The following is a 20,322-nucleotide window of genomic DNA, read 5'->3' as shown; positions in this document are numbered from 1 at the left end:
GGTCGCGAGGTCAGGCGGTGTTCCGAGGCCGAAGGGCGCGGAGGAGGCGGAGAAGGATCGAGTCCGGGTACCGAATTCAACTCCTGCTGCGGATGGCCGGTCGAACCGCTGCCTGCGGGATCTCTATACGTTGGATTATTCGGATTTCGGCCAGGGTGTTTTGAGGCCGTGCCGCTTGCGAATAATTTTAGTTTTAATTCTCTCCGTGAAGCGTTCGGTTCGTGAAGATTATCCGCCTGCGTTCGGCGCCCCATTTCGATGCGAAGGCGGTGCCGTCCTCGTCGGCGCATGTTCTGAAAATTCTTTGTTCCGGGTGCCGGTGGGCCTGTGAACGAAACAGGCGCCCTTTGCGCTTTCCCCACGGGGGGATCGTGGGGGCGCGTAGGGCGCCTGGCTGCTTCGGGACTGCATGGCCTGCCGAGAGGGAGGCCGTGGACGGCCGGTCCCGCTTCAGCCTGGGTAGTTCCAGCCGAACGCGGACTGCGTGTCCTGGGCTGCAGCTTGCTGAGTGCTGTCTCGCAGGGGGGCAGACGAATCGGCGCTGGCGGCCGTAGCATGGCCTGCGACGGAGAACGCTGCGACCATGAAGGCGGCGAGGGCGGACAAGATGAGGCGTCGGCGCACGGGGGAGGCTCCTGTCGTGGGTTCTGCTGCTAGAAATACATTTTTCAAGGAGTAACGTGACTGGTCAAGGTTTGATCGGGCAACGCATCAAAACCGTTCGCCGCCAGCGTGGTCTTTCCCAGGCCCAGCTCGCCCATCCGGAATTGTCCGATAGCTATGTCTCTCTCATTGAGAGCGGCAAGCGTACCCCAACGCCCGCGGTGCTTGAGCTCTTGGCTCACAAACTGGACTGCTCCCTCACCTATCTCGTCAACGGTGTGACTGCCGAGCAGATGCAGGAGATCGAGCTCAACCTGGGCTACGCCCGGATCGCGATGGAGAACGGCGAGGTCACGGAGGCTCGCACGCGCTATGCGGAGGTTCTCGCGGACGAGGGCGTGGCGGGCCTCCCTCAACTCAGGCAGGAAGCCGAATACGGACTGGCGCTGGCCACCGAAGCATGCGGTGACCTGGACGGGGCGATCGCCCTGCTCAACACGCTCCGCCGGGACGATGCGGGAACGATGTCACCCGAGCGTCATGTCGCCATCGTGGTCGCCCTCTCGCGTTGCTATCGGGAGCAGGGGGATTTAGGGCGGGCGGTGGAGGTCGTCGAGCAGATCCTGGGCGGCGCGGTGCGGCCTGCCTGGACAAATGACCTGGTGAAGCTGGGGACCCAGCTTCTGGCGGCCTACATCGACCGGGGGGACATGCTCCGCTCCCGGCAGTTCGCCGCGGAACTGCTCGCCGCGGCAGAGCTCATCGGCAATCCCCTGACGATCTCCTGGACGAACTGGACCGCAGCCATCGTCGCGGCTGAGACCGGTCACAATGACGAGGCGGCCGCGTACGCCGAACGAGCCCTCGCGGTCCAGTCCGAGCAGGAGGATCCTCGTCTTCTCGCGCTGCTCCGCAGTGACTACCTCCAGGTCATGCTGCTGGCACGCCCCGCGCAGTCCGACGTCTGGCGCGATGGTTTGGAGAGACTGCAGGGCGAGCTGCAGGAAAGTTCGGCAAGCATGATCAATAAACTGCGTTGCACGATGAACCTCGTCCGCGCAGAACTGCTGCTGTCGCGCCCGGAGCAGGCGAATGAGCACATCCGTACCGCCTATGACATCCTCGACGGGATGCCGCAGGCGCTGCAGGCCGAGGCGCGCATGCTCCTCTGCGAGACCCTCGCAGAGGTCGGCATGCACGAGAAGGCTCTTCAGGAGTTCCACAGGGCGGAGCAGGCGCTGACGCATCTGCCGTCCACCCGTTCCACCGCCCACCTCTGGCTGACCGCCGCGCAGGTCCTGGAGCGGATCGACGAGCCCGCGCGCGAGGCCGACGCCTACCGGCGGGCACTGGCCTGCGTCGACCTGTAGGCCTCCGGTGACCGTGAAGCCCACGGCACCCACGGAGTCCTCGACGCCCGTCGCGCCCGCCGCACCGGTGGCGGACGCCGCGACCACGGCGGCGCTCGGGGTGCCGGTGACCGTCGCGGGCTCCAGGGACCGGCCGATGCCCCGCCCCGCGCCCCACGGCGCCGTACGACGCGCCGTGGGACCGGGGCGGGGGCTTCGGGACCGCTCGGTGGCGTCGGTAGCCTGGGAACCGTCATGAAGACTTCCCCAGCCGCGGCGGTGCTCGCGCTCCTCGCCGCTCTCGTTCTCGGTACGGCGTTCGCTTCGCCGGCCCTCGCCCACGACGCCCTCAAGAGCAGCTCACCCGCCAAGAACGCCGAGGTCGAGAGCCTCGACGAGGTGAAGCTGACATTCACCGCCTCGGTGCGCTTCCCGGCCGTGGTCGTCCGCGGGCCGGACGACGCCGCCCACCAGGACGGCAAGCCCGTGGCAGAAGGCCCGACGGTGACGCAGAAGGTCAAGGCGGATCTCCCGCCGGGCCGCTACGTCATCGCCTACCGGGTCGTCTCCTCCGACGGGCACCCGATCGAGGGGGAGATCCCCTTCACACTGAAGGGATCGGCCCCGCCCTCCGCCGAGGCGCAGGCATCGCCGTCCCCGGAGGCCTCCACACCCGCGGCCGACTCGGCGCCCCCCGCCGCGACCGGCCCGGGGACGGGGGAGACCGCCGGCGCCACGGGCGCGGCGGAGACCCCGGCGGCGGCCGGTGAGCCCGCCTCCTCGGGAGGGATCCCCGGCTGGCTGTGGATCGTCGTCGGCGGCCTGGCCGGCGTCGGCATCGGCATGCTCTTCAGCCTGCGAGGAAAGGGCCGGAAGCAGCCGTGAGCACCAGGGAGGAGTCCGCGCGGGCCGTGCCGGACGTGCCGGACGAGCGGCGACGGACCGTCCGGGCGGTGTGGCTGGGCCTCGCCGCCGCCGGAGCGGCCATCGTCGCCCTGGTGATCGCCATGTTCGCCGGCGGCGCGGCGACCCCCCGCATCATCCCCGGCCTGCCCGACGAGGGCACGGTGACCCGGTGGGGCCTGCCGCTGGCCAAGCTCGCGATGGACGCCGCGGGCGTGGTCACCGTGGGCGCGCTGCTGGCCGCGGCCTTCTTCTTCCCGGTCGACAAGGGACTGCTCGGAAAATCGGCCCTCGGCTACGTCAGGGCCGCGTCGTGGTCGGCGCTCGTGTGGGCCGGGGCGGCGGCCGCGACGATGGTCTTCACCCTGTCGGAGGTGCTGGGCCTGCCCGTCGCCGACGTGCTCGGCGGCGACGAGCTCACCAGCTTCGCCAGCCAGGTGTCCCAGGGCATCGCCCTGACCCTGGTCGTGCTGTTCGGGGTGGCGATCGCGCTGTTCGCCCGGGGGGCGATCACCGCCGGTACCGCCGCGGGGCTGCTGGCCCTCGCCCTGGCGACGATGCTGCCGCCCGCGCTGACCGGCCACTCCGCCTCCTCGCCCAACCACGACATGGCCACCAGCGGCGTGGCGCTCCACCTGCTGGCCCTCGCCCTGTGGGTGGGCGGGCTCGCCGTGCTGTGCTTCCACGCGCTGCGGCGGCAGCCGCAGCTGGAGGTCGCCGCGGCCCGGTTCTCGGACATGGCGCTGTGGTGCTACGTTGCGGTGGGCCTGTCGGGCCTGTTCAGCGTCATCGCGCGGCTCACCTCGCTCTCGGAGGTCTTCACCTCCGCCTACGGCCTGCTGCTGGTCGCCAAGACCGTGGCGTTCGCGCTGCTCGGCGTCTTCGGGTGGTGGCACAGGAAGCGCACGCTCCCCGGGCTCGCCGGCGGCGGCCGGGGCGGGTTCGCCCGCTTCGCCTCCGTCGAACTCCTCGTCATGTTCGCGACGGTCGGGCTGGCGGTCGCGCTGGGCCGTACCGCGCCGCCCCCCGCGATCCTGCCGGTGGACCGCGCCTTCGAGGCGCTCGGCTTCACGATGCCGCCGGAGATCTCTCTGGCCAACCTGGCCACGCTGTGGTGGTTCGACCTGTTCTTCGCCACCGTGGCGGCGGTCCTCGGCGGCCTCTACCTCGCCGGGGTCGTACGGCTCCGGCGGCGCGGCGACTCGTGGTCCTGGGGCCGCACCGCCTCCTGGTTCCTCGGCGTGCTGATCCTGGTGATCTCCACCCAGAGCGGCGTCGCCCGCTACGCCAAGGTCCTGTTCAGCGCCCACATGGCCGAGCACATGACGCTGTCCATGCTGGTGCCGATCCTGCTGGTGCTGGGCGCCCCCGTCACGCTGGCGCTGCGCGCGCTCAAGCCGGCCGCCCGGCGCGGCGACCGCGGCCCCCGCGAGTGGCTGACCACGATCCTGCACAGCAGGTTCGTCCGTTTCGTGGCCCATCCGGCGATCGCCACGGCGATCTTCATCGTGTCGTTCTACGCCCTCTACTTCACCCCGCTGTTCCCCGCCGCGATGGAGGAGCACCTCGGCCACATCGCGATGACGCTGCACTTCCTGCTCAGCGGCTCCCTGTTCTTCTGGGTGATCATCGGGGTGGACCCGGCGCCGCACCGGCTGCCGCACTTCGCCAAGCTGCTCCTGCTGTTCGTCACGATGCCCTTCCACGCCTTCTTCGGCATCGCGCTGATGAGCATGGGCACCGTCCTCGCCCCGGAGTGGTACGAGCAGCTCGGCCGTGCCTGGGGCACCTCCGCCCTGGTGGACCAGCGGACGGGCGGCGCCATCACCTGGGGCTTCGGCGAGATCCCGACGCTGCTCGTGCTGCTCGCGCTGGGCTTCCAGTGGTGGCGCGACGACGACCGTACGGCCCGCCGCAACGACCGCCGGGCCGACGCGGCGGCGGCCCGCACCGGCGGCACCGGCGACGCCGAGCTCGACGCCTACAACGACTACCTCGCCAGGCTCAACCGGCGGGACCGTCCCGCCGGGCCCGAGTAGGCGGTACGACAGGCACTTCCTCCCTTTTGCGGGGATGGCTCCGGTAGCCTGAGCCCGGGGGGTTCGGGCATCCGCAGCGACGGCCGTGCGACGACGCGCGCCACGCCCGCTCACGGATCAGCGACGTGTCCGGCCGGAGGGCCGGCGGGCGCCACGCGCGCCGGGGAGGTCGAGGAGTGTCCGAGGAAGCGCGCACGCGTGAGGGGTGGAGACCGGCTCTCGCCCATGAGCTCCGGGAGCGCCTGGACGCCTGGAGCGGTCGCACCGGGATCGCCGTCGAGACCTGGGCGCTGCCCGGCGAGGAGGCGTCCGCCGAGGAGGCCGGGGCCGTGCTGGCGGTGCTGGAGGAGGCCCTGGCCAACGTCGAACGGCACAGCCGGGCCCGGGTGGTCTCCGTCGCGGTGACCCTGGGCCGCGGCGGTCTGCGGATGACGGTGAGCGACGACGGCGCCGGTTTCGCCGGGGCGGCCGCCGGGCGCGGCGTGGACGCCATGCGCGACCGGTTCGAGGCCCTCGGCGGCACGCTGAGCGTCAACGGCGTCATGGGGGAGGGCACCACCGTCACCGGGACGCTGCCCCGCCCGTAGGCCGGGCGGGGAGCTCCGGAGCCCCGGGGACCCGCCCGGGACCCGGGAGCGCCGTACGGCGGGGGCGTCAGAGCCTCAGGCGTCAGGGCAGGCAGCGCCGTACGGCGGGGGTGGCGGGGTCTCGGGCCGTCAGGGCAGGGTCAGGATCTCGCGGCCCGTCTCGGTGACCAGGATGGTGTGCTCGAACTGGGCGGTCCGCCTGCGGTCCTTGGTCACGGCGGTCCAGCCGTCCGGCCAGACGTCGTACTCGATGGTGCCGAGGGTCAGCATCGGCTCGATGGTGAACGTCATGCCCGGCACCAGCGTGACCGCCAGCGACGGGTCGTCGTAGTGCGGCACGATCAGGCCGGAGTGGAACGTGGTGCCGATGCCGTGGCCGGTGAAGTCGCGGACCACGCCGTAGCCGAACCGCCTGGCGTAGGCCTCGATGACCCGGCCCACGACGTTGAGCTGGCGGCCGGGGGCGACGGCCCTGATGGCGCGGTCGGTCGCCTCACGGGTGCGCTCGACCAGCAGGCGCGACTCCTCGTCGACGTCGCCGACCAGGAAGGTGGCGTCGGTGTCGCCGTGCACGCCGCCGATGAAGGCGGTGATGTCGACGTTGACGATGTCGCCGTCGCGCAGCACGGTGTCGTCCGGGATGCCGTGGCAGATCACCTCGTTGACCGAGGTGCACAGCGACTTGGGATATCCGCGGTAGCCGAGGGTGCTGGGGTAGGCGCCGTGGTCGCAGAGGAACTCGTGGCCGATCCGGTCGAGCTCGTCGGTGGTGACGCCGGGCGCCACGTGCCGGCCGACCTCCTCCAGCGCCTGGGCGGCGAGCCTTCCGGCCACCCGCATCCGCTCGATGATCTCTGGAGTCTTGACGTCGGACTCGCCGAGCCTGGGGGTCTTCTTCCCGACGTACTCCGGCCGCGTGATGCCGGAGGGGACCTTGCGGGTGGGAGAGATCCGTCCGGGCTGGAGCAGTGTCGTCATGGTCCCCCAGTCTAGTTGGGCTTTCCGCTGGGCAGGATTGCCCCCATGAGCGATCAGTGGTGGTTCTGCCTGAAGCACATGGCGGTCGAGCCCGACCAGGGCTGTCCCAACAAGGACCGGATGGGCCCCTACGAGACCCGCGAGGCCGCGGCCGGCGCGCTGAAGACCGCGGCCGACCGCAACGAGGAGTGGAGGGAGGCCGACCGCGCCTGGGACGACGACTGAACGGCGGGCCGCGTCCCTGGCCGGCGGCCGAACGGGACGCCGGCCGCGTCCGGGGCCGGCGGCCGGATCCGGGGCGGTGACCGCGCGGACGCGCGGCCCGGCCGGGGAAGGCCGGCCGGGTGGCGGCCGTCGCGCCGTCAGTCGGCCACCTGGGGGCCGCTGACCCTCTCCAGCAGCCGGGCCAGCCGCTCGCGCAGGCCCGGCCGCCGGCCGGTCTCGCCCGCGGCCATGCTGACCAGGTGCTGGGCGCCGTCGAACGACAGCGGCGCCCGCTCGGGGACGGCCAGCGCCTCGTGGGCCAGCCCCTCCAGGTCGGGGTCGCCGCCGTCCAGGGCGAGGATCGTCGCGCCGGTACGGCGGGCGTCGCCGACCCGTTCCAGCAGCGCCTCGGGGGCCCGGTCCTCGGTCACCACGAACAGGGTCTCGCCCCGCCGGGCCGCCTCGATCCGCTCCAGCCCGATCCGCAGGTGCGCGGGCGCGCCCGGGGGCGGGTCCCAGCGCACCAGCGTCGGGGCGAGCTGCGGGATCCCCGCCAGCCGGGCCTCGTCCCCGAGGTGCGCGGCCAGGTGCCAGGGCTCCCCGGCGGGCGTGCCGACCACCAGCAGGCCGCCGGGGGACCGGGTGGTGCGCAGGGCCAGGCCGAGCGCGCGGGTGCGCTCCACCCAGCCGGTCGAGCCGAGGATGTCGCGCAGAAGGGCGACCGACCGTGCGTCCATCAGATCATCGTGCACCAGCCGCCGGGGTCCTGCCGGGAGATCGCCGGACGCGCCTGGCATGATCTGGACATGTGGCGGGGCCGGGCGCCTCCGGGCCCCCGGCCGGCCGACGATCATGAGGAGTGACGAGTGAGCACTGATATCCCGGACGTGAGCGGCATCTCGATCGGCATCCTGGGCGGCACCGGCGACCAGGGCAGGGGCCTGGCCCGGCGGTTCGCCCTGGCCGGTCACACCGTGCTGATCGGTTCGCGCGACGCCGGCCGGGCCGGGGAGGCGGCCGAGAGCGTCGGCGGTACGGCCCGCGGCGCCGACAACCGGACCGTGGCGGCCGAGGCCGACGTGGTGATCGTGGCGACCCCGTGGGAGGGGCACCGGCCCACCCTGGAGTCCCTGCGGGACGAGCTGGCCGGCAAGATCGTGGTCGACTGCGTCAACCCGCTGGGCTTCGACAAGCGGGGCGCCTACGCGCTGGACGTCGAGGAGGGCAGCGCCGCCCAGCAGGCCGCCGCGATCCTGCCGGACAGCCGCGTGGTCGCCGCCTTCCACCACGTCTCCGCCGTCCTGCTGCTGGACCCGGAGGTGGAGCGGATCGATCTGGACGTGCTCGTGCTGGGCGACGACCGCGAGGCCACCGACACGGTCCAGGCGCTGGCGAGCCGCATCCCGGGCGCCCGCGGCGTGTACGGCGGGCGGCTGCGCAACGCCCGCCAGGTCGAGGGGCTGACCGCCAACCTCATCTCCATCAACCGCCGCTACAAGGCCCACGCGGGCTTCCGGGTCACCGACGTCTGACGGGCGGCCCGCCCGGTACGGCCTCCCTCGGTCGTCCCGCCGGCCCGGTCCCGCCCTGATGCCCCGGAGCCCGTCCGGGCGTGGCGCGACGGGCGGGGCGGAGAAGGGGCCCGGCCCCTCAGATCCAGCCCGCGTCCTCGGCGATCCGGATGGCGTCGACCTTGTTGCGGGCGCCCGTCTTGGAGACGGCGTTGGTCAGGTAGTTGCGGACCGTCCCGGCCGACAGGTGCAGCCGCCCGGCGATCTCCTCGGCCGGGGCGCCCCGCGCGGCCTCCTTCAGCACGGCGGTCTCGCGCGGGGTCAGCGGGCTCGCGCCGTACGCGAGCGCCGAGGCGACCAGCTCGGAGTCCAGCACCCGCAGCCCCCGCGCGGTGCGCCGGATCGCGTCCGCCAGCCGGTCACCGGGGGCGTCCTTGACCAGGAACGCCTCGATGCCCTGGGCCAGGGCCCGGTGGACCTGGCCCGGCTGTCCCATCGCGGTGAGCACCAGGACCCGGCAGCCGGGGACCTTCTCCCGCAGCTCCACCGAGGCGGTGATGCCGTCGATCCCGGGCAGGTCGATGTCCAGCACCGCCACGTCGGGCCGGGACTCCAGGGCCGCGCCGACGATCTCGTCGCCGCGGGTCACCTCGGCGACCACCTCGATGTCGGGCTCCAGCCGCAGCAGCGCCCCGAGCGCGGCCCGGATCATGTGCATGTCCTCGGCCAGCAGGACCCTGATCACGTCGTCACCGCCGTCTCCCCCGTCGTCTCCGGACCCCCGGCCGCGGCGTCTCCGCCCCCGGTGGCCGGGTCCGGGCCGCTCCGCGCCCGCCGGTCCTCGTCCGCCCGTCCCCGCCGGTCCTCGTCCGCCCGTCCCCGCCGCGTCCCCGGTACGGCGGGCAGCTCCACGACGAGCCGGAACCCGTCGCCGGCGCGTCCGGCCACGACCGAGCCGCCCAGGCCGGACGCCCGTTCCCGCAGGCCGGTCAGCCCGCCGCCGTCCGTCCCGTGCCCGCGGGCGCGGTCGTTGACCACCTCCAGCCGTACGGCGCCGCCGTGCGCGGAGGTGCTGATCGAGCAGGCCGTCGCCCGGCTGTGCCGTACCACGTTGGTGACGGCCTCGCGCACCGCCCAGGCCAGCGCCTCGTCGACCTCGCGCGCCACCTCGACGCCGGCCAGGTCGGTCCGGCAGGTCACCCCCGACGCCTCCAGCAGCGCCTCCGCCCGGTGCACCTCCCCGGCCAGCGACATCTCCCGGTAGCCCCGCGCCACCTGCCGCACGTCCTGCGCCGCCTCCCTGGCCACGCCGACCAGCTCGGCCAGCTCCGCCTCCGCCGCGGCGGGGTCGCGCCCGACCAGCCTGCGCGCCAGGTCGCCCTTGAGCGCGACGGCGGTCAGGCTGCTGCCCAGGCCGTCGTGCAGGTCGCGGGAGATGCGCAGCCGCTCCCGGAGCACCGCGGCCTCGGCCAGCTCGGTCCGAGCCTGCGCCAGCTCACGGCTGACCACGACCAGCCGGGTCACCCCGTAGATCACGAAGCCGGTGACGAAGAGGGTGGTGACGCTCTGCAAGGCGTAGAGGATCTTGAGGCCCGGCATCCCGGCGCTCCACGCGGCGGCGACGTGGACCGCCGTCATGGGGGCCAGGAACCCCAGGGCGAGCGGCGGCCGCAGGCGCAGCAGCACCGAACCGAGCAGAATGCTCGGGGCGCCCCACCACCAGCCCCCGGCGTCGTTCGGCAGGAGCAGCATCGGGGCGTAGGCGGCGGCGGTCTGCACGACGAGCCCGACGGTCACGCCGCCCGGCTCCGCTCCGCGCAGGGCGGCGCGGACGTGCCGGAAGTGGGGGACGAAGAAGGCGGGAAGCACGATGGAGAGCACGGCGGCCGCGGCGGGCCCGCCGTAGCGGACCATCAGGAGCACCGGCGTGACCGTGAAACCCGCAGAGAGCAGCACGACCAGGCCGACGGCCAGGCGCTGGGGGGTCATTCGCATGTCACGGTGATTATTGCCGCCGGGGGTCCCAGCGGAACCACCGGGTCAGCGCGAACAGCCCGATCGCCGCCCAGGCGGCGAGCTTGAGCGCGGGCCCGGCCGCCGCCGCGAGGTCGCCGCCGAAGGTGCCGTCCGCCGCGTAGGCGGTCCGGGCGATGTCGGTGACGGCTTCGGTGGGCAGCAGGCCGAGCAGCGTCCTCACCCAGCCGGGGAGCAGCTCGGTGAGCGGTCCGAAACCGCCCGCGCCGACCCCCGCGAGCAGGAAGAACGGCATCGTCATGACACCCGCCAGCTCGGGGCGCGGGACGAGCGGGGTGAACGCCGCGCCCAGCAGGCACAGGACGGCGGCGCCCGCGACCACGGCCACCACCAGCAGCAGCGGGTCGCGCGGGACCGGCAGGCTCGTCAGCGCGTACAGCGCGACCGAGACGACCGTCGCCAGCAGGGTGTTCTGCGCCACAAGGTTGAGGATCCCGCCGCCGAGGATGTCGCGGTCGGCCAGCCCGGTGGCCCGCAGCCGCTTGAGGAGGAGCTGCTCGCGACGGGTGGTCAGGGTGGTCGCCGTCTGGCCGAACGTCGCGAGGACCAGCAGCATCGACAGGATCCCGAGGTGCTGGGCCGCCACGACCTCCGGATGGCCCGGCTGGAACCGGTCCACCATCACCGGCAACCCCAGGCCCAGGACCAGGAAGAGCGTCACGGACGTGCTCAGCGCCGTCCGGTCCCGCCAGAACAGCCGGCCGTCGAAACGGGCCACCGTCACCAGATCGCGCGCCGCCATGGTCACGCCACCTCCTTCGCGTGCTCGTTCTCCGGGTGCCCGTCGGCGTCCGCGGCGAGGTCCAGGAACAGGTCTTCGAGGGTCGCCGTACGGACCTCCAGGCCGTGCAGGCGCAGGCCGCGTTCGGCGGCCCAGTTCAGCAGGGTCCGCGCGGCGAGGTCGGGGTCGGCGATCCGGTACACCGCGGTCCGGCCCTCCACCGAGGACGGCGGGAGCGGCAGCTCCTCCGGCGTGACCGCGGCGGGGAGCTCGAAGGCGACCCGGCCGGTCTGCGCGGCGAGGGTCTCGGCCATGCCGCCGCTCGCCACGACCTCCCCGCGGTCCATGATCGCCATACGGGAGGCCAGCCGCTGGGCCTCCTCCAGGTAGTGCGTGGTGAGCAGGACCGTGGTGCCCCGTCCGGCGAGGTCGCGGATGACGTCCCAGGTGTTGCGGCGGGCCTCGGGGTCCATGCCGGTGGTCGGCTCGTCGAGGAAGAGCACGTCGGGCCGGCTGAGGATGGCCAGGGCCAGGTCCAGGCGGCGTTTCTCCCCGCCGGAGAGCTGCCGCACCTTCGTGCCGGCCCTGCCGGTCAGCCCCGCCGTCTCCAGGGTCTCGTCGCGCGGCCGGGGGGCGGCGACGAAGTCGCGCCAGGCGTCCACGGTCTGCGCCACGGTCAGGTCGGGGAAGAAACCGGCCTCCTGGAGCATGATGCCGCATCTCCGCCGCACCTCCGTGCGGTCCTCGACGGGGTCGAGGCCGAGCACGCGCACCGTGCCGGCGTCGGGGGCCGCGAAGCCCGCCAGCACCTCCAGGGTCGTGGTCTTGCCTGCGCCGTTACGGCCGAGCAGGGCGAAGACCTCGCCCTGCGAGACGTCGAAGGAGACGTCCCGGACGGCGGCGAAGTCCCCGTAGTGCTTGCGGAGCCCGTCCACCAGAATCGCTGTCATGCCTCCGATCCTGGCGGGCGGCCGCGCCCGGCGACAGTGAGGAATTCACACATACCCCGCAGGCCATGAGAGGCGTGAGGGCCGAGCCGGACCTGACATCGGGCCTCTTCGCGGGTCATCCTTGTCGTATGAGCGAGCTTCACCCCGAGACGCGTGTCGTCCACCACCCGCAGCCGCCCCTCGAGGGCAGCCGGCCCATCGCGGTGCCGATCTACCAGACCTCCGGTTTCGTCTTCGACGACCCGTCCGTCTTCGCCGACGGTATGAGCCGCCCGGACGGCCCCTTCGTCTACGGGCGGCTGTCCAACCCGACCGTCCGGTCGCTGGAGGAGGCCGTCACCGGCCTGGAGGGCGGCGTCGGCGCCGTGGCCACCGCCTCCGGCATGGGGGCGATCAACTCGGTGCTGCTCGGGCTGCTCAAGCCGGGCGACCATCTGATCGCCCAGCGGGCCCTGTACGGCGGCACCGCCGGAATGATCAACGACCTGGTCACGAGGTTCGGGATCACGGTCTCCTACGTGCCCGAGGACGACCCCGGGGCGCTGCGCGAGGCCGTACGGCCGGAGACGAAGGCCGTCTACCTGGAGACCATCGCCAACCCGGTCACCCAGGTCGCCGACCTGCCCGGCATGTGCGCCGTGGCGCGCGAGGCCGGGCTGGTCTCGGTCGTGGACAACACCTTCGCCTCGCCGATCCTGTGCCGCCCGCTGGAGCACGGCGCCGACGTCGTGGTGCACTCCTCCACCAAGTACCTGAGCGGGCACACCGACGTCCTCGGCGGCGTCGCGGTCTTCGCCTCCGACGAGCTGTACCGGAAGGTGTGGCACTTCGCGGTCGAGCTGGGCGCCACCGCCGACCCGTTCGCGGCCTGGCTCACGCTGCGCGGCATGCAGACCCTGCCGCTGCGCATGGAACGGCACTGCGCCAACACCCGGGAGCTGGCCACCCGCCTGGCGGACCACCCGGCCGTCACGGCCGTCCACTGGCCGGGCCTGCCCTCCCACCCCTCGCACGAGCTGGCGGTCAAGCTGCTGCCGGACTTCGGCGGCGTCTTCTCCTTCGACCTGGCCGGCGGCCGCGCCGCGGGGGAGCGGTTCATGAGCTCGGTACGGCTGGCGCTGCTGGCCCCGTCGCTCGGCGGCGTCGAGACGCTCATCCTGCATCCGGCGACCACCTCGCACCGCTCGCTGTCGGCCGAGGAGCTGGCCCGGCACGGGATCGGCGAGGGCACGGTCCGGGTCGCGGTCGGCATCGAGCACATCGAGGACCTCTGGGCCGACTTCCGCCAGGCCCTCTCCTGACGCCCTCGCTCCTGACGCCCTCGCTCCTGACGCCCTCGTGAGACCCGGCCGGACGCGACCGCGGTGAACCGGAAGGGGAGGGGGTGTGGACGAGCGTGCCGGCCGGCTCCCCGGTCCGGACGCGCCCGGCATCCCGGCCCGGACGCGGTGACGCCCCGGCGCACCCGGGAAGACGGGTGCGCCGGGGCGCCGGAGCGCGTCAGCGGTAGGTGTGCTCGGCGGTGGGGAACGCCCCGCCGGTCACCTCGTCGGCGAAGGCGCGGACCGCCCGGTCCATCTCCCCGGCGAGATCGAAGTACTTCTTGACGAACTTGGCGGGGCGGGGGGTCAGGCCCATCAGGTCCTGCCAGACGAGGACCTGGGCGTCGGTGGAGGGACCGGCGCCGATGCCGATGGTGGGGATCGACAGCGACCGGGTGACCCGCTCGGCGAGCTCGGCCGGGACACACTCCAGGACCACGGCGAAGGCCCCGGCGTACTCCAGGTCCTTGGCGTCGGACATCAGCTCGTCGCCGGCCTGGCCGCGGCCCTGGACGCGGTAGCCGCCGAAGGTGTTGACCGACTGGGGGGTCAGGCCGAGGTGCGCCATGACCGGGATGCCCGCCGAGACCAACATCTCGACCTGCGGCAGCACCCGCCGGCCGCCCTCCAGCTTGACCGCGTGGGCCCCGCCCTCCTTCATGAAGCGGGCGGCCGTCTCCAGCGCCTGCTGGGGGGACGCCTGGTAGGAGCCGAACGGCAGGTCCGCCACCACCATGGCCCGCGACGACCCGCGCACCACGGCCGCGGTCAGCGGCAGCAGGTCGTCCACGGTGACCGGCAGCGTGGAGTCGTAGCCGTACACGACCATGGCGGCCGAGTCGCCGACGAGCAGCACCGGGATCCCGGCCTCGTCGAACACCTTCGCGGTCATCGCGTCGTACGCGGTGACCATCGGCCACCTCTCGCCGCGTTCCTTGGCGGCGGCGACGTCGCGGACGGTGACCCTTCGTCCCGCCTGGCCGCCGTACAGGGCGGTCGGCCGGCTCGTGACGGAAGAGGACATGGGAGCCTCCCTGTGAAGTCTCGAGGCGCCCCAGTGGCGTCCCCGGACGTCTTCGATGATTGCACGCGCTCCGGAAGGTGCAACACCCCTGCCCCGCCGGGTAATCCGGTGGCGATTCTGTCGGGGGCATAGGACAGAATGCACCCGGAGGTAAGCAATAAAAATGGTCATCGAACCTTACCGTCGCCTGTTCGCGCTTCCCGGTGTCCGAACGCTGCTGCTGGTGGGCATGATCGCCCGCATCCCGTCCACCGCGACGGGCATCACGCTGACGTTGCACATCAACAACACCCTCGGCCTGGGATGGCTGGAGGCGGGCGGGGCCGGCGCCGCCACGACGGTGGGGATGGCGGTCGGGTCGCCGCTGGCCGGGCGGTTCGTCGACCGGTACGGCCTGCGCCCGGTGCTGGTGGTGACCACCTTCGCCCAGCTGGCCTTCTGGTCGTCGGCGTGGGCGCTGCCGTACCCGGTGCTGGTCGTCGCCTCGGTGGTGGCCGGGCTGCTGGCCCTGCCGGTGTTCAGCGTGATCCGGCAGTGCCTGGCGGCCATGGTCCCGCCCCACCAGCGCCGGATCGGCTTCTCCCTCGACTCGATCATGGTCGAGCTCTCCTACATGGCCGGGCCCGCCCTCGGCGTCCTCGGCGTCACGCAGCTGGGCAGCGCGTGGACGATGTGCGCCGTCGCGATCGGCCTGACCGGCTCCGGCGCGGCCCTGATCCTGCTGAACCCGCCGACCCGCTCGGTCGAGGAGCTCTCGGCCCCGGCGGAGCGGGTCCCGCGCCGCCGCTGGCTGACCCCCGGCGTCGTCGCGCTGCTCGGCACCGCCGCGGCGGCGACGTTCGTGCTGACCGCCAGCGAGCTGGCCCTCGTGGCGACGATGAAGCACGCCGGCGACACCGCGTGGAGCGGCCTGGCCATCGGGGTGTGGTGCCTGTACTCGCTGGTCGGAGGCTTCGTGTACGGCATGCTGCCCCGGGGGGCCTCGCCGCTGGTCCTGATCGGCGGGATGGGCCTGCTCACCGTGCCGGTGGGACTGGTGAGCGGCGACTGGTGGTGGCTGCTGCTGGCGCTGCTGCCGTCCGGCCTGCTGTGCGCGCCGGGGCTGTCGTCCACGGTGGAGGGCCTCAGCCGCCGGGTCCCGGCCGCCGCCCGGGGGGAGGCGATGGGCCTGCACGGCACGGCGCTGCTGATCGGCGGCGCCGCCTCGTCCCCGATCGCCGGGGCGGTCATCGACCACGGCGGGCCGGGCTGGGCCTTCGCCGCCGCCGGGCTGGTGGCGGCGGGGATGGTGCTGGTCGCGCTGCCCTTCTGGCGGCGGACGCCGGACGAGGCGGTCCCGGAGGAGCGGCCGGTGGCGGCCGCCGTGTGACGCGTCGCCGCCCCGGGACGGCGGCTCGCGGGGCGGTCCGGGAGCGGGCCGGGGCGGCGGTCCCGGCCCGGCGGGCGGGTCCTTCCGGGCGGCCCTGACTCCGGCCCTGACTCCGGCCCGGCTCCGGCCGGCTCCGGCCCGGAGTCAGGGGCCGCTCCGGGCCGGGATGTTTCCGGTGGATTGACATCCGGTAAATACGAAACGAAACGGTTGCGTATCGGAACGCCGAGCGATACGGTCGCGTTGCGAAACTCAAGCGTATCGAAAACGGGGTCTCATGGAACCGCAGCTCGGCCACCCGAGGAGATGGCAGGTCCTGGGAGTGCTGGTCTTCAGCCTCCTGGCCGTCGTCCTCGACAACACGATCCTCAACGTCGCCCTCAAGACGATCGCCGACCCGCAGGAGGGTCTCGGCGCGACCCAGAGCCAGATGGAATGGGCGATCAACTCCTACACGCTCGTCTTCGCGGGCCTGCTGTTCACCTTCGGGGTCATCGGCGACCGCACCGGCCGCCGGCGCATGCTGATGATCGGCATGGCCCTCTTCGGCCTCGCCTCGCTGGCCAGCGCCTACTCCCAGGACCCGGGCCAGCTCATCGTGGCGCGGGCGTTCATGGGGATCGGCGGCGCCGCGATCATGCCGGCGACCCTCGCCATCATCTCCAACGTCTTCCCGCCGCAGGAGCGCGGCAAGGCGATCGGCGTCTGGGCCGGCGGCGTCGGCCTCGCCGTGGCGATCGGCCCGATCACCGGCGGCCTGCTGATCGAGCACTTCTGGTGGGGCTCGGTCTTCCTGGTCAACCTGCCGATCGTCCTGATCGCCATGGTGCTCATCGCCCTGGTCGTGCCCGAGTCGCGTGACCCCAGGCCGTCCAGGCTCGACCCGATCGGCGTCCTGCTGTCCGTCGTCGGCCTGGTCGTCCTCACCTACGGCATCATCCGGGGCGGCGAGCTGGCCACCGTCGCCAGCGCCGAGGTGCTCGTCCCGACGCTTCTCGGCGTGGCCGTACTGGCGCTCTTCGTCTGGTACGAGCGCCGCATCGACCACCCGGCCTTCGACGTCACCTACTTCCGCGACGCCCGCTTCGCCACCGCGGTCGGCCTGGTCGGCATCGTGTTCTTCGCGATGATGGGCGCGATGTTCTTCCTGGTCTTCTACCTGCAGATCGTCCTCGGCCACACCCCGCTGCAGGCGGGCGCGCTGATGATCCCGTTCGCCGCCGCCCAGCTCATCTTCGCCCCGCTCAGCCAGCGGATGGTCCGCCGCTTCGGCGGCAAGCCGACCGCCACCCTGAGCATGCTCGTCGTGGCCGGCGTGCTGGCCTCCTACGCGCTGATGGACCAGAACACGCCGCTCGTGGTCATCGAGATCGTCTTCTTCGTCCAGGGCGCGGCCATGGCCAACATCATGCCGCCGGCGACCACCGCGATCATGGAGGCTCTGCCCCGGGAGAAGGCCGGCGTCGGCTCGGCCATGAGCAACACCGTCCGGCAGGTCGCGGGCGCGCTCGGCGTGGCGCTGCTCGGCTCGGTGCTGTCGGCGACCTACCGCGACGAGATCGCCCCCGCGCTGGCCGGGCTGCCCGAGAGGCTCCGGGAGGTCGCGGGCGAGTCTCTGACGGCCACGATGGGCACGGCCCAGAGCCTCGGCGCGCGCGGCGCGGCCCTGGTGGACCCCGCCAAGGCGGCCTTCCTGGACGGCATGCACGTCACCGCGCTGGTCTCGGCGGCGATCGCGCTGATCGGCGCGCTGGTGGCGCTCAGGTGGCTGCCGTCCGGCGACGGCGGCGCGACCGCTTCCCCCGCTCCCTCCGCCGTCCCCGACTCCGCAATCGGGGAGGGGGATCTCGGCAGGAAACCGGCAGTAGTGTAGACGTGCGATGAGCACGACTGACGAGACGCGAGCGGCCCGCCCGGCGGGCCGTCCCCGCAGCGCCCGGGCGGAACAGGCGATCATCGACGCCACCCTCGGCCTGATCGGCGAGGGCATGAACATCGCCGAGCTGTCGATCGAGGCGATCGCCGCCCGGGCCGGGGTCGGCAAGACCACCATCTACCGGCGCTGGGCCAACAAGGAAGACCTGTGCGTCGACGCCCTGGCCCGGCTCAAGTCGCCGCTGCCGGAGCTGCGGGGCGACTCGGTCCGCGAGGACCTCGTCGCCTACCTGGAGGTCGTCGTGCGCGACGCGTGCGACGCGCGCAGCCGGTGCGTGATGAGCATCGTGATGAACGACGCCGAGCGGCACCCGCGTCTCGTCGAGCGGATCCGCAAGGCCACGATCGAGCCGCGCCGGGAGGTGCTGGCCGGCGTGCTGCGACGGGGCATGGCCACCGGCGAGATCCGCGCCGACCTCGACCTGCCCGTCGCGATGGCGGCGCTGATCGGTACCGCCATGTGGTACATGCGGGACGCGAGGTCCGGCGGGTCCGAGGAGCCGGCGACCGGCATCGCCGAGCGGATCGTCGACCAGCACCTGGCCGGTCTGGCCCCCGCCGCCTGAGCCCGGCCCCGGACAGGGTCCGGAAAACGGGTCTGGGCAAAAGATGAACATTGTTCTACTCTCGCGGCCATGCGTCCGTTACGCGGGGCCGCGACCGTCGTCGCGCTGGCCCTCGTCCTGTTGCTTCCCGCCTCCGCGGCCCTCGCCCACGAGGAACGCCCCGTGAAGCTCCCCGACGGCACGGGCAGCGTCCCGGTGCACCGTACCGGGGAACCCGACCTGCTGGTCTGCAAGAGCGACCGCGCCGACTTCGAGAGGCGGATCGCGGACTTCCCGGCCGACCTCAGGCGGCGCAACCTGGAACTGTTCGACCGCTGCCAGAAGCAGGGGTACCGCCACCTGCAGGAGGCGGTGGACAAGGTCGACCGGCCCGGGACGGACATCGCGATCCTGCCCGGCGTCTACCTGGAGGAGCCCAGCCTGCCGGAACCCACCGGCGCCTGCGCCCGCCTGCCCGCCCGCTGGTCGGCCTGGGGCTACCAGATCCTCTCCTACGAGCAGCAGCGGCAGTGCCCGCACAACCAGAACCTGGTCGCCATCCTCGGGATCAAGGACCTGCAGATCGAGGGCACCGGCGCGAAGCCGACGGACGTGATCATCGACGCCCAGTACCGGAAGCTCAACGCGATCCGCGCCGACACGGCCAACGGGATCTACTTCCGCAACTTCACCGCCCAGCGGACCACGTTCAACTCGATCTACATCCTGGCCGCCGACGGCTTCGTCATCGACACGATGCTCACCCGCTGGAACGACGAGTACGGCTTCCTGACCTTCGCCAGCGACCACGGCCTCTACACCGACTGCGAATCGCACGGCAACGGCGACTCCGGGCTCTACCCGGGCAGCGCCTCGGACATCAACGACGGCCGGGGCCACGACGTGCCGCGCCACTCCATCGAGATCCGGCGCTGCAGGAGCCACGACAACATGGTCGGCTACTCGGGCACCGCGGGCGACTCGGTGTACGTCCACGACAACGAGTTCTACGACAACATGGGCGGCGCCTCGATGGACAGCGCGTTCGCCGGGCACCCGGGCCTGCCACAGAACCACGCCCGCTTCGAGCGCAACCGGATCCACGACAACAACCGGGACTACTACCGGTACGTCGCCGACGGCACCTGCGCCAGGCCCGCGGCCGAACGCGGCTACGAGCGGGGCGTCGTCTGCCCGCAGATCGGCATGCCCCGGGGCACCGGGATCATCACCGCGGGCGGCAACTGGAACGTCTTCCGCGACAACTGGATCTGGGGCCACGAGTCCGCGGCCTTCGACCTCCTCGCGGTGCCCGCCTTCATCCGCGGGGAAGGCGCCCTGGGCAAGCAGTTCGACACCTCCCACCACAACCTCTACGAGGACAACCACCTCGGCGTCACCCCCGAAGGCGCGAGCCGCCCCAACGGCGCCGGCGTCTCGTGGGACGGTCAGGGCACCGGCAACTGCTGGCAGGACGACGCCGGCCCCTCCACCCCGTGGGCACTGCCCGCCTGCGGCTCCGCCGGACCGTCCCGGATCCTCGGCGAACCGGTCAAGGTCGCCAAGAGCTACCTGTGCAACGACTACAGCATCCGCGAGCGGCGGCTCCCGGCGGGCTGCGAGTGGTACGGCGCGGCGGGCCCGGCCAGGGTCGAGGTGCAGCTCGCCCTCGCCGGCTCCCTCGCGCTCGGCCTGGTCGCGGTCCTGCTCCGGCGCCGCGCGCTGCGCTCCCGGGCCGGCCTGGCCGTCACGGTCATCGGGATCGCGGGCCTGACCCTGGACGTCCTCGGCGCGGCCTACGGATACACCCTCCTGCCCGCCGCCGCCCTGGCGCTGATGGGAGCGTGGTGGACGGGTGCGGGCCTGCTGTGGACCGGCAGCCGGGGGTTCGGCCGGTTCACGGTCGTGCTCGGAGTCCTCGCCCTGGCGGACGCCTTCGACAAGGCGGTCGTGATGATCCCGCTCCTGCCGGTCGGCCCCGGCTGGATCCGCGGACTGCTGTGCGGGGTCTGGATCCTCTGGGCCGTCGTCCTGCTCGCCCGCAGGCCGGGCCGTACGGCGATCCCCGTCGGGGAGGCGCCCGCGTGAGGCGTTCACCGTCCGCCCCGGGGGCGCGGGCCCGTTCCGCCCCGGCTCAGGAGACCCCGGGGGAGTGGGCCCGTCCCGCGCCGGCCTCGGAGACGCCAGAGACACCGGAGACGCCAGAGACCCCGGGGGCGCGGTCGGCGCGTCACCGGGGAAAGCCGTC

Annotated in this window: 18 protein-coding genes; 11 read left to right on the top strand and 7 right to left on the bottom strand. The window is 72.8% G+C overall.

Annotation, left to right across the window (positions count from 1 at the left end; all coding sequences use genetic code 11):
* Positions 1-680: 680 nt before the first annotated feature.
* The 4 genes from ACZ6W9_RS07210 (at position 681) to ACZ6W9_RS07195 (ending at position 5,481) form a co-directional block, all read left to right on the top strand.
* Complete coding sequence (locus ACZ6W9_RS07210) at positions 681-1,973, top strand: helix-turn-helix domain-containing protein (RefSeq protein ID WP_470116876.1); 1,293 nt, start codon at positions 681-683, stop codon at positions 1,971-1,973.
* 234 nt (positions 1,974-2,207) lie between these two features.
* Entirely contained in the window at positions 2,208-2,837 is a 630-nt protein-coding gene (locus ACZ6W9_RS07205) for a copper resistance CopC family protein (protein WP_389955211.1), read from the top strand.
* Positions 2,834-4,894 (top strand): bifunctional copper resistance protein CopD/cytochrome c oxidase assembly protein, encoded by a 2,061-nt coding sequence (locus tag ACZ6W9_RS07200; protein ID WP_389955208.1) that lies wholly within the window; start codon positions 2,834-2,836, stop codon positions 4,892-4,894. Before ACZ6W9_RS07205 ends, ACZ6W9_RS07200 begins: the two co-directional genes overlap by 4 nt.
* Before the next feature lie 176 nt (positions 4,895-5,070).
* A complete protein-coding gene (locus ACZ6W9_RS07195; RefSeq protein ID WP_389955205.1) occupies positions 5,071-5,481 on the top strand; it encodes an ATP-binding protein in 411 nt (136 codons plus the stop codon).
* Positions 5,482-5,610: 129 nt separating this feature from the next.
* On the opposite strand, the gene map is transcribed toward ACZ6W9_RS07195, so the two are convergent.
* The gene (map, locus tag ACZ6W9_RS07190) at positions 5,611-6,459 is read right to left on the bottom strand and encodes a type I methionyl aminopeptidase (protein ID WP_389955202.1); all 849 of its coding nucleotides are present in this window, start codon (positions 6,457-6,459) and stop codon (positions 5,611-5,613) included.
* A gap of 45 nt (positions 6,460-6,504) precedes the next feature.
* Between map and ACZ6W9_RS07185 the strand changes: the two genes are divergently transcribed.
* Complete coding sequence (locus ACZ6W9_RS07185) at positions 6,505-6,684, top strand: hypothetical protein (protein ID WP_362940588.1); 180 nt, start codon at positions 6,505-6,507, stop codon at positions 6,682-6,684.
* 137 nt (positions 6,685-6,821) lie between these two features.
* On the opposite strand, the gene ACZ6W9_RS07180 is transcribed toward ACZ6W9_RS07185, so the two are convergent.
* Entirely contained in the window at positions 6,822-7,400 is a 579-nt protein-coding gene (locus ACZ6W9_RS07180) for a hypothetical protein (protein ID WP_389955199.1), read from the bottom strand.
* Between the two features lie 129 nt (positions 7,401-7,529).
* On the opposite strand from ACZ6W9_RS07180, the gene npdG reads away from it, so the two are divergent.
* A complete protein-coding gene (gene npdG / locus ACZ6W9_RS07175) occupies positions 7,530-8,195 on the top strand; it encodes an NADPH-dependent F420 reductase (RefSeq protein WP_362940582.1) in 666 nt (221 codons plus the stop codon).
* Between the two features lie 118 nt (positions 8,196-8,313).
* On the opposite strand, the gene ACZ6W9_RS07170 is transcribed toward npdG, so the two are convergent.
* Genes ACZ6W9_RS07170 through ACZ6W9_RS07155 form a run of 4 tightly spaced genes read right to left on the bottom strand, consistent with a single transcriptional unit; the run spans position 8,314 to position 11,879 of the window.
* Complete coding sequence (locus tag ACZ6W9_RS07170) at positions 8,314-8,919, bottom strand: response regulator transcription factor (protein WP_470116875.1); 606 nt, start codon at positions 8,917-8,919, stop codon at positions 8,314-8,316.
* Entirely contained in the window at positions 8,916-10,169 is a 1,254-nt protein-coding gene (locus ACZ6W9_RS07165; RefSeq protein WP_470116874.1) for a sensor histidine kinase, read from the bottom strand. The genes ACZ6W9_RS07170 and ACZ6W9_RS07165 overlap by 4 nt, the downstream gene beginning before the upstream one ends.
* Before the next feature lie 10 nt (positions 10,170-10,179).
* Positions 10,180-10,950 (bottom strand): ABC transporter permease, encoded by a 771-nt coding sequence (locus ACZ6W9_RS07160; RefSeq protein ID WP_389956301.1) that lies wholly within the window; start codon positions 10,948-10,950, stop codon positions 10,180-10,182.
* A gap of 2 nt (positions 10,951-10,952) precedes the next feature.
* Positions 10,953-11,879, bottom strand: a complete 927-nt coding sequence (locus ACZ6W9_RS07155) for an ABC transporter ATP-binding protein (RefSeq protein WP_389955190.1) — start codon at positions 11,877-11,879, stop codon at positions 10,953-10,955.
* A gap of 128 nt (positions 11,880-12,007) precedes the next feature.
* Here ACZ6W9_RS07155 and ACZ6W9_RS07150 point away from each other — a divergent pair, with 128 nt between their 5' ends.
* Positions 12,008-13,180, top strand: coding sequence for a trans-sulfuration enzyme family protein (locus tag ACZ6W9_RS07150; RefSeq protein WP_389955187.1), 1,173 nt, complete (start codon positions 12,008-12,010; stop codon positions 13,178-13,180).
* A 199-nt stretch (positions 13,181-13,379) separates the two neighbouring features.
* Here the strand turns inward: ACZ6W9_RS07150 and panB are convergent, their stop codons facing one another.
* A complete protein-coding gene (gene panB, locus ACZ6W9_RS07145) occupies positions 13,380-14,225 on the bottom strand; it encodes a 3-methyl-2-oxobutanoate hydroxymethyltransferase (protein WP_362940566.1) in 846 nt (281 codons plus the stop codon).
* A gap of 163 nt (positions 14,226-14,388) precedes the next feature.
* Here panB and ACZ6W9_RS07140 point away from each other — a divergent pair, with 163 nt between their 5' ends.
* The 4 genes from ACZ6W9_RS07140 to ACZ6W9_RS07125 all read left to right on the top strand — a co-directional run bounded on the left by ACZ6W9_RS07140 (position 14,389) and on the right by ACZ6W9_RS07125 (position 20,162).
* Entirely contained in the window at positions 14,389-15,594 is a 1,206-nt protein-coding gene (locus tag ACZ6W9_RS07140; RefSeq protein ID WP_389955183.1) for an MFS transporter, read from the top strand.
* A gap of 277 nt (positions 15,595-15,871) precedes the next feature.
* On the top strand, positions 15,872-17,467 hold the full coding sequence (locus ACZ6W9_RS07135; protein ID WP_470116873.1) for an MFS transporter: 1,596 nt from the start codon (positions 15,872-15,874) through the stop codon (positions 17,465-17,467).
* A gap of 7 nt (positions 17,468-17,474) precedes the next feature.
* The gene (locus ACZ6W9_RS07130) at positions 17,475-18,095 is read left to right on the top strand and encodes a TetR/AcrR family transcriptional regulator (RefSeq protein WP_470116872.1); all 621 of its coding nucleotides are present in this window, start codon (positions 17,475-17,477) and stop codon (positions 18,093-18,095) included.
* Positions 18,096-18,164: 69 nt separating this feature from the next.
* The gene (locus ACZ6W9_RS07125) at positions 18,165-20,162 is read left to right on the top strand and encodes a right-handed parallel beta-helix repeat-containing protein (protein WP_470116871.1); all 1,998 of its coding nucleotides are present in this window, start codon (positions 18,165-18,167) and stop codon (positions 20,160-20,162) included.
* The last annotated feature ends 160 nt before the right edge of the window (positions 20,163-20,322 follow it).

This window comes from Streptosporangium sp. NPDC053982, assembly GCF_055585205.1.
This window is presented reverse-complemented; position numbering and strand designations above follow the sequence as displayed.

Bases quoted from the DNA above. Each gene is read 5' to 3' on its own strand.
- ACZ6W9_RS07205 (WP_389955211.1), top strand. From the start codon at position 2,208: ATGAAGACTTCCCCAGCCGCGGCGGTGCTCGCGCTCCTCGCCGCTCTC.
- map (WP_389955202.1), bottom strand. From the start codon at position 6,459: ATGACGACACTGCTCCAGCCCGGACGGATCTCTCCCACCCGCAAGGTC.
- ACZ6W9_RS07185 (WP_362940588.1), top strand. From the start codon at position 6,505: ATGAGCGATCAGTGGTGGTTCTGCCTGAAGCACATGGCGGTCGAGCCC.
- ACZ6W9_RS07180 (WP_389955199.1), bottom strand. From the start codon at position 7,400: ATGGACGCACGGTCGGTCGCCCTTCTGCGCGACATCCTCGGCTCGACC.
- ACZ6W9_RS07165 (WP_470116874.1), bottom strand. From the start codon at position 10,169: ATGCGAATGACCCCCCAGCGCCTGGCCGTCGGCCTGGTCGTGCTGCTC.
- ACZ6W9_RS07160 (WP_389956301.1), bottom strand. From the start codon at position 10,950: ATGGCGGCGCGCGATCTGGTGACGGTGGCCCGTTTCGACGGCCGGCTG.
- ACZ6W9_RS07155 (WP_389955190.1), bottom strand. From the start codon at position 11,879: ATGACAGCGATTCTGGTGGACGGGCTCCGCAAGCACTACGGGGACTTC.
- ACZ6W9_RS07150 (WP_389955187.1), top strand. From the start codon at position 12,008: ATGAGCGAGCTTCACCCCGAGACGCGTGTCGTCCACCACCCGCAGCCG.
- panB (WP_362940566.1), bottom strand. From the start codon at position 14,225: ATGTCCTCTTCCGTCACGAGCCGGCCGACCGCCCTGTACGGCGGCCAG.
- ACZ6W9_RS07140 (WP_389955183.1), top strand. From the start codon at position 14,389: ATGGTCATCGAACCTTACCGTCGCCTGTTCGCGCTTCCCGGTGTCCGA.
- ACZ6W9_RS07135 (WP_470116873.1), top strand. From the start codon at position 15,872: ATGGAACCGCAGCTCGGCCACCCGAGGAGATGGCAGGTCCTGGGAGTG.
- ACZ6W9_RS07130 (WP_470116872.1), top strand. From the start codon at position 17,475: ATGAGCACGACTGACGAGACGCGAGCGGCCCGCCCGGCGGGCCGTCCC.
- ACZ6W9_RS07125 (WP_470116871.1), top strand. From the start codon at position 18,165: ATGCGTCCGTTACGCGGGGCCGCGACCGTCGTCGCGCTGGCCCTCGTC.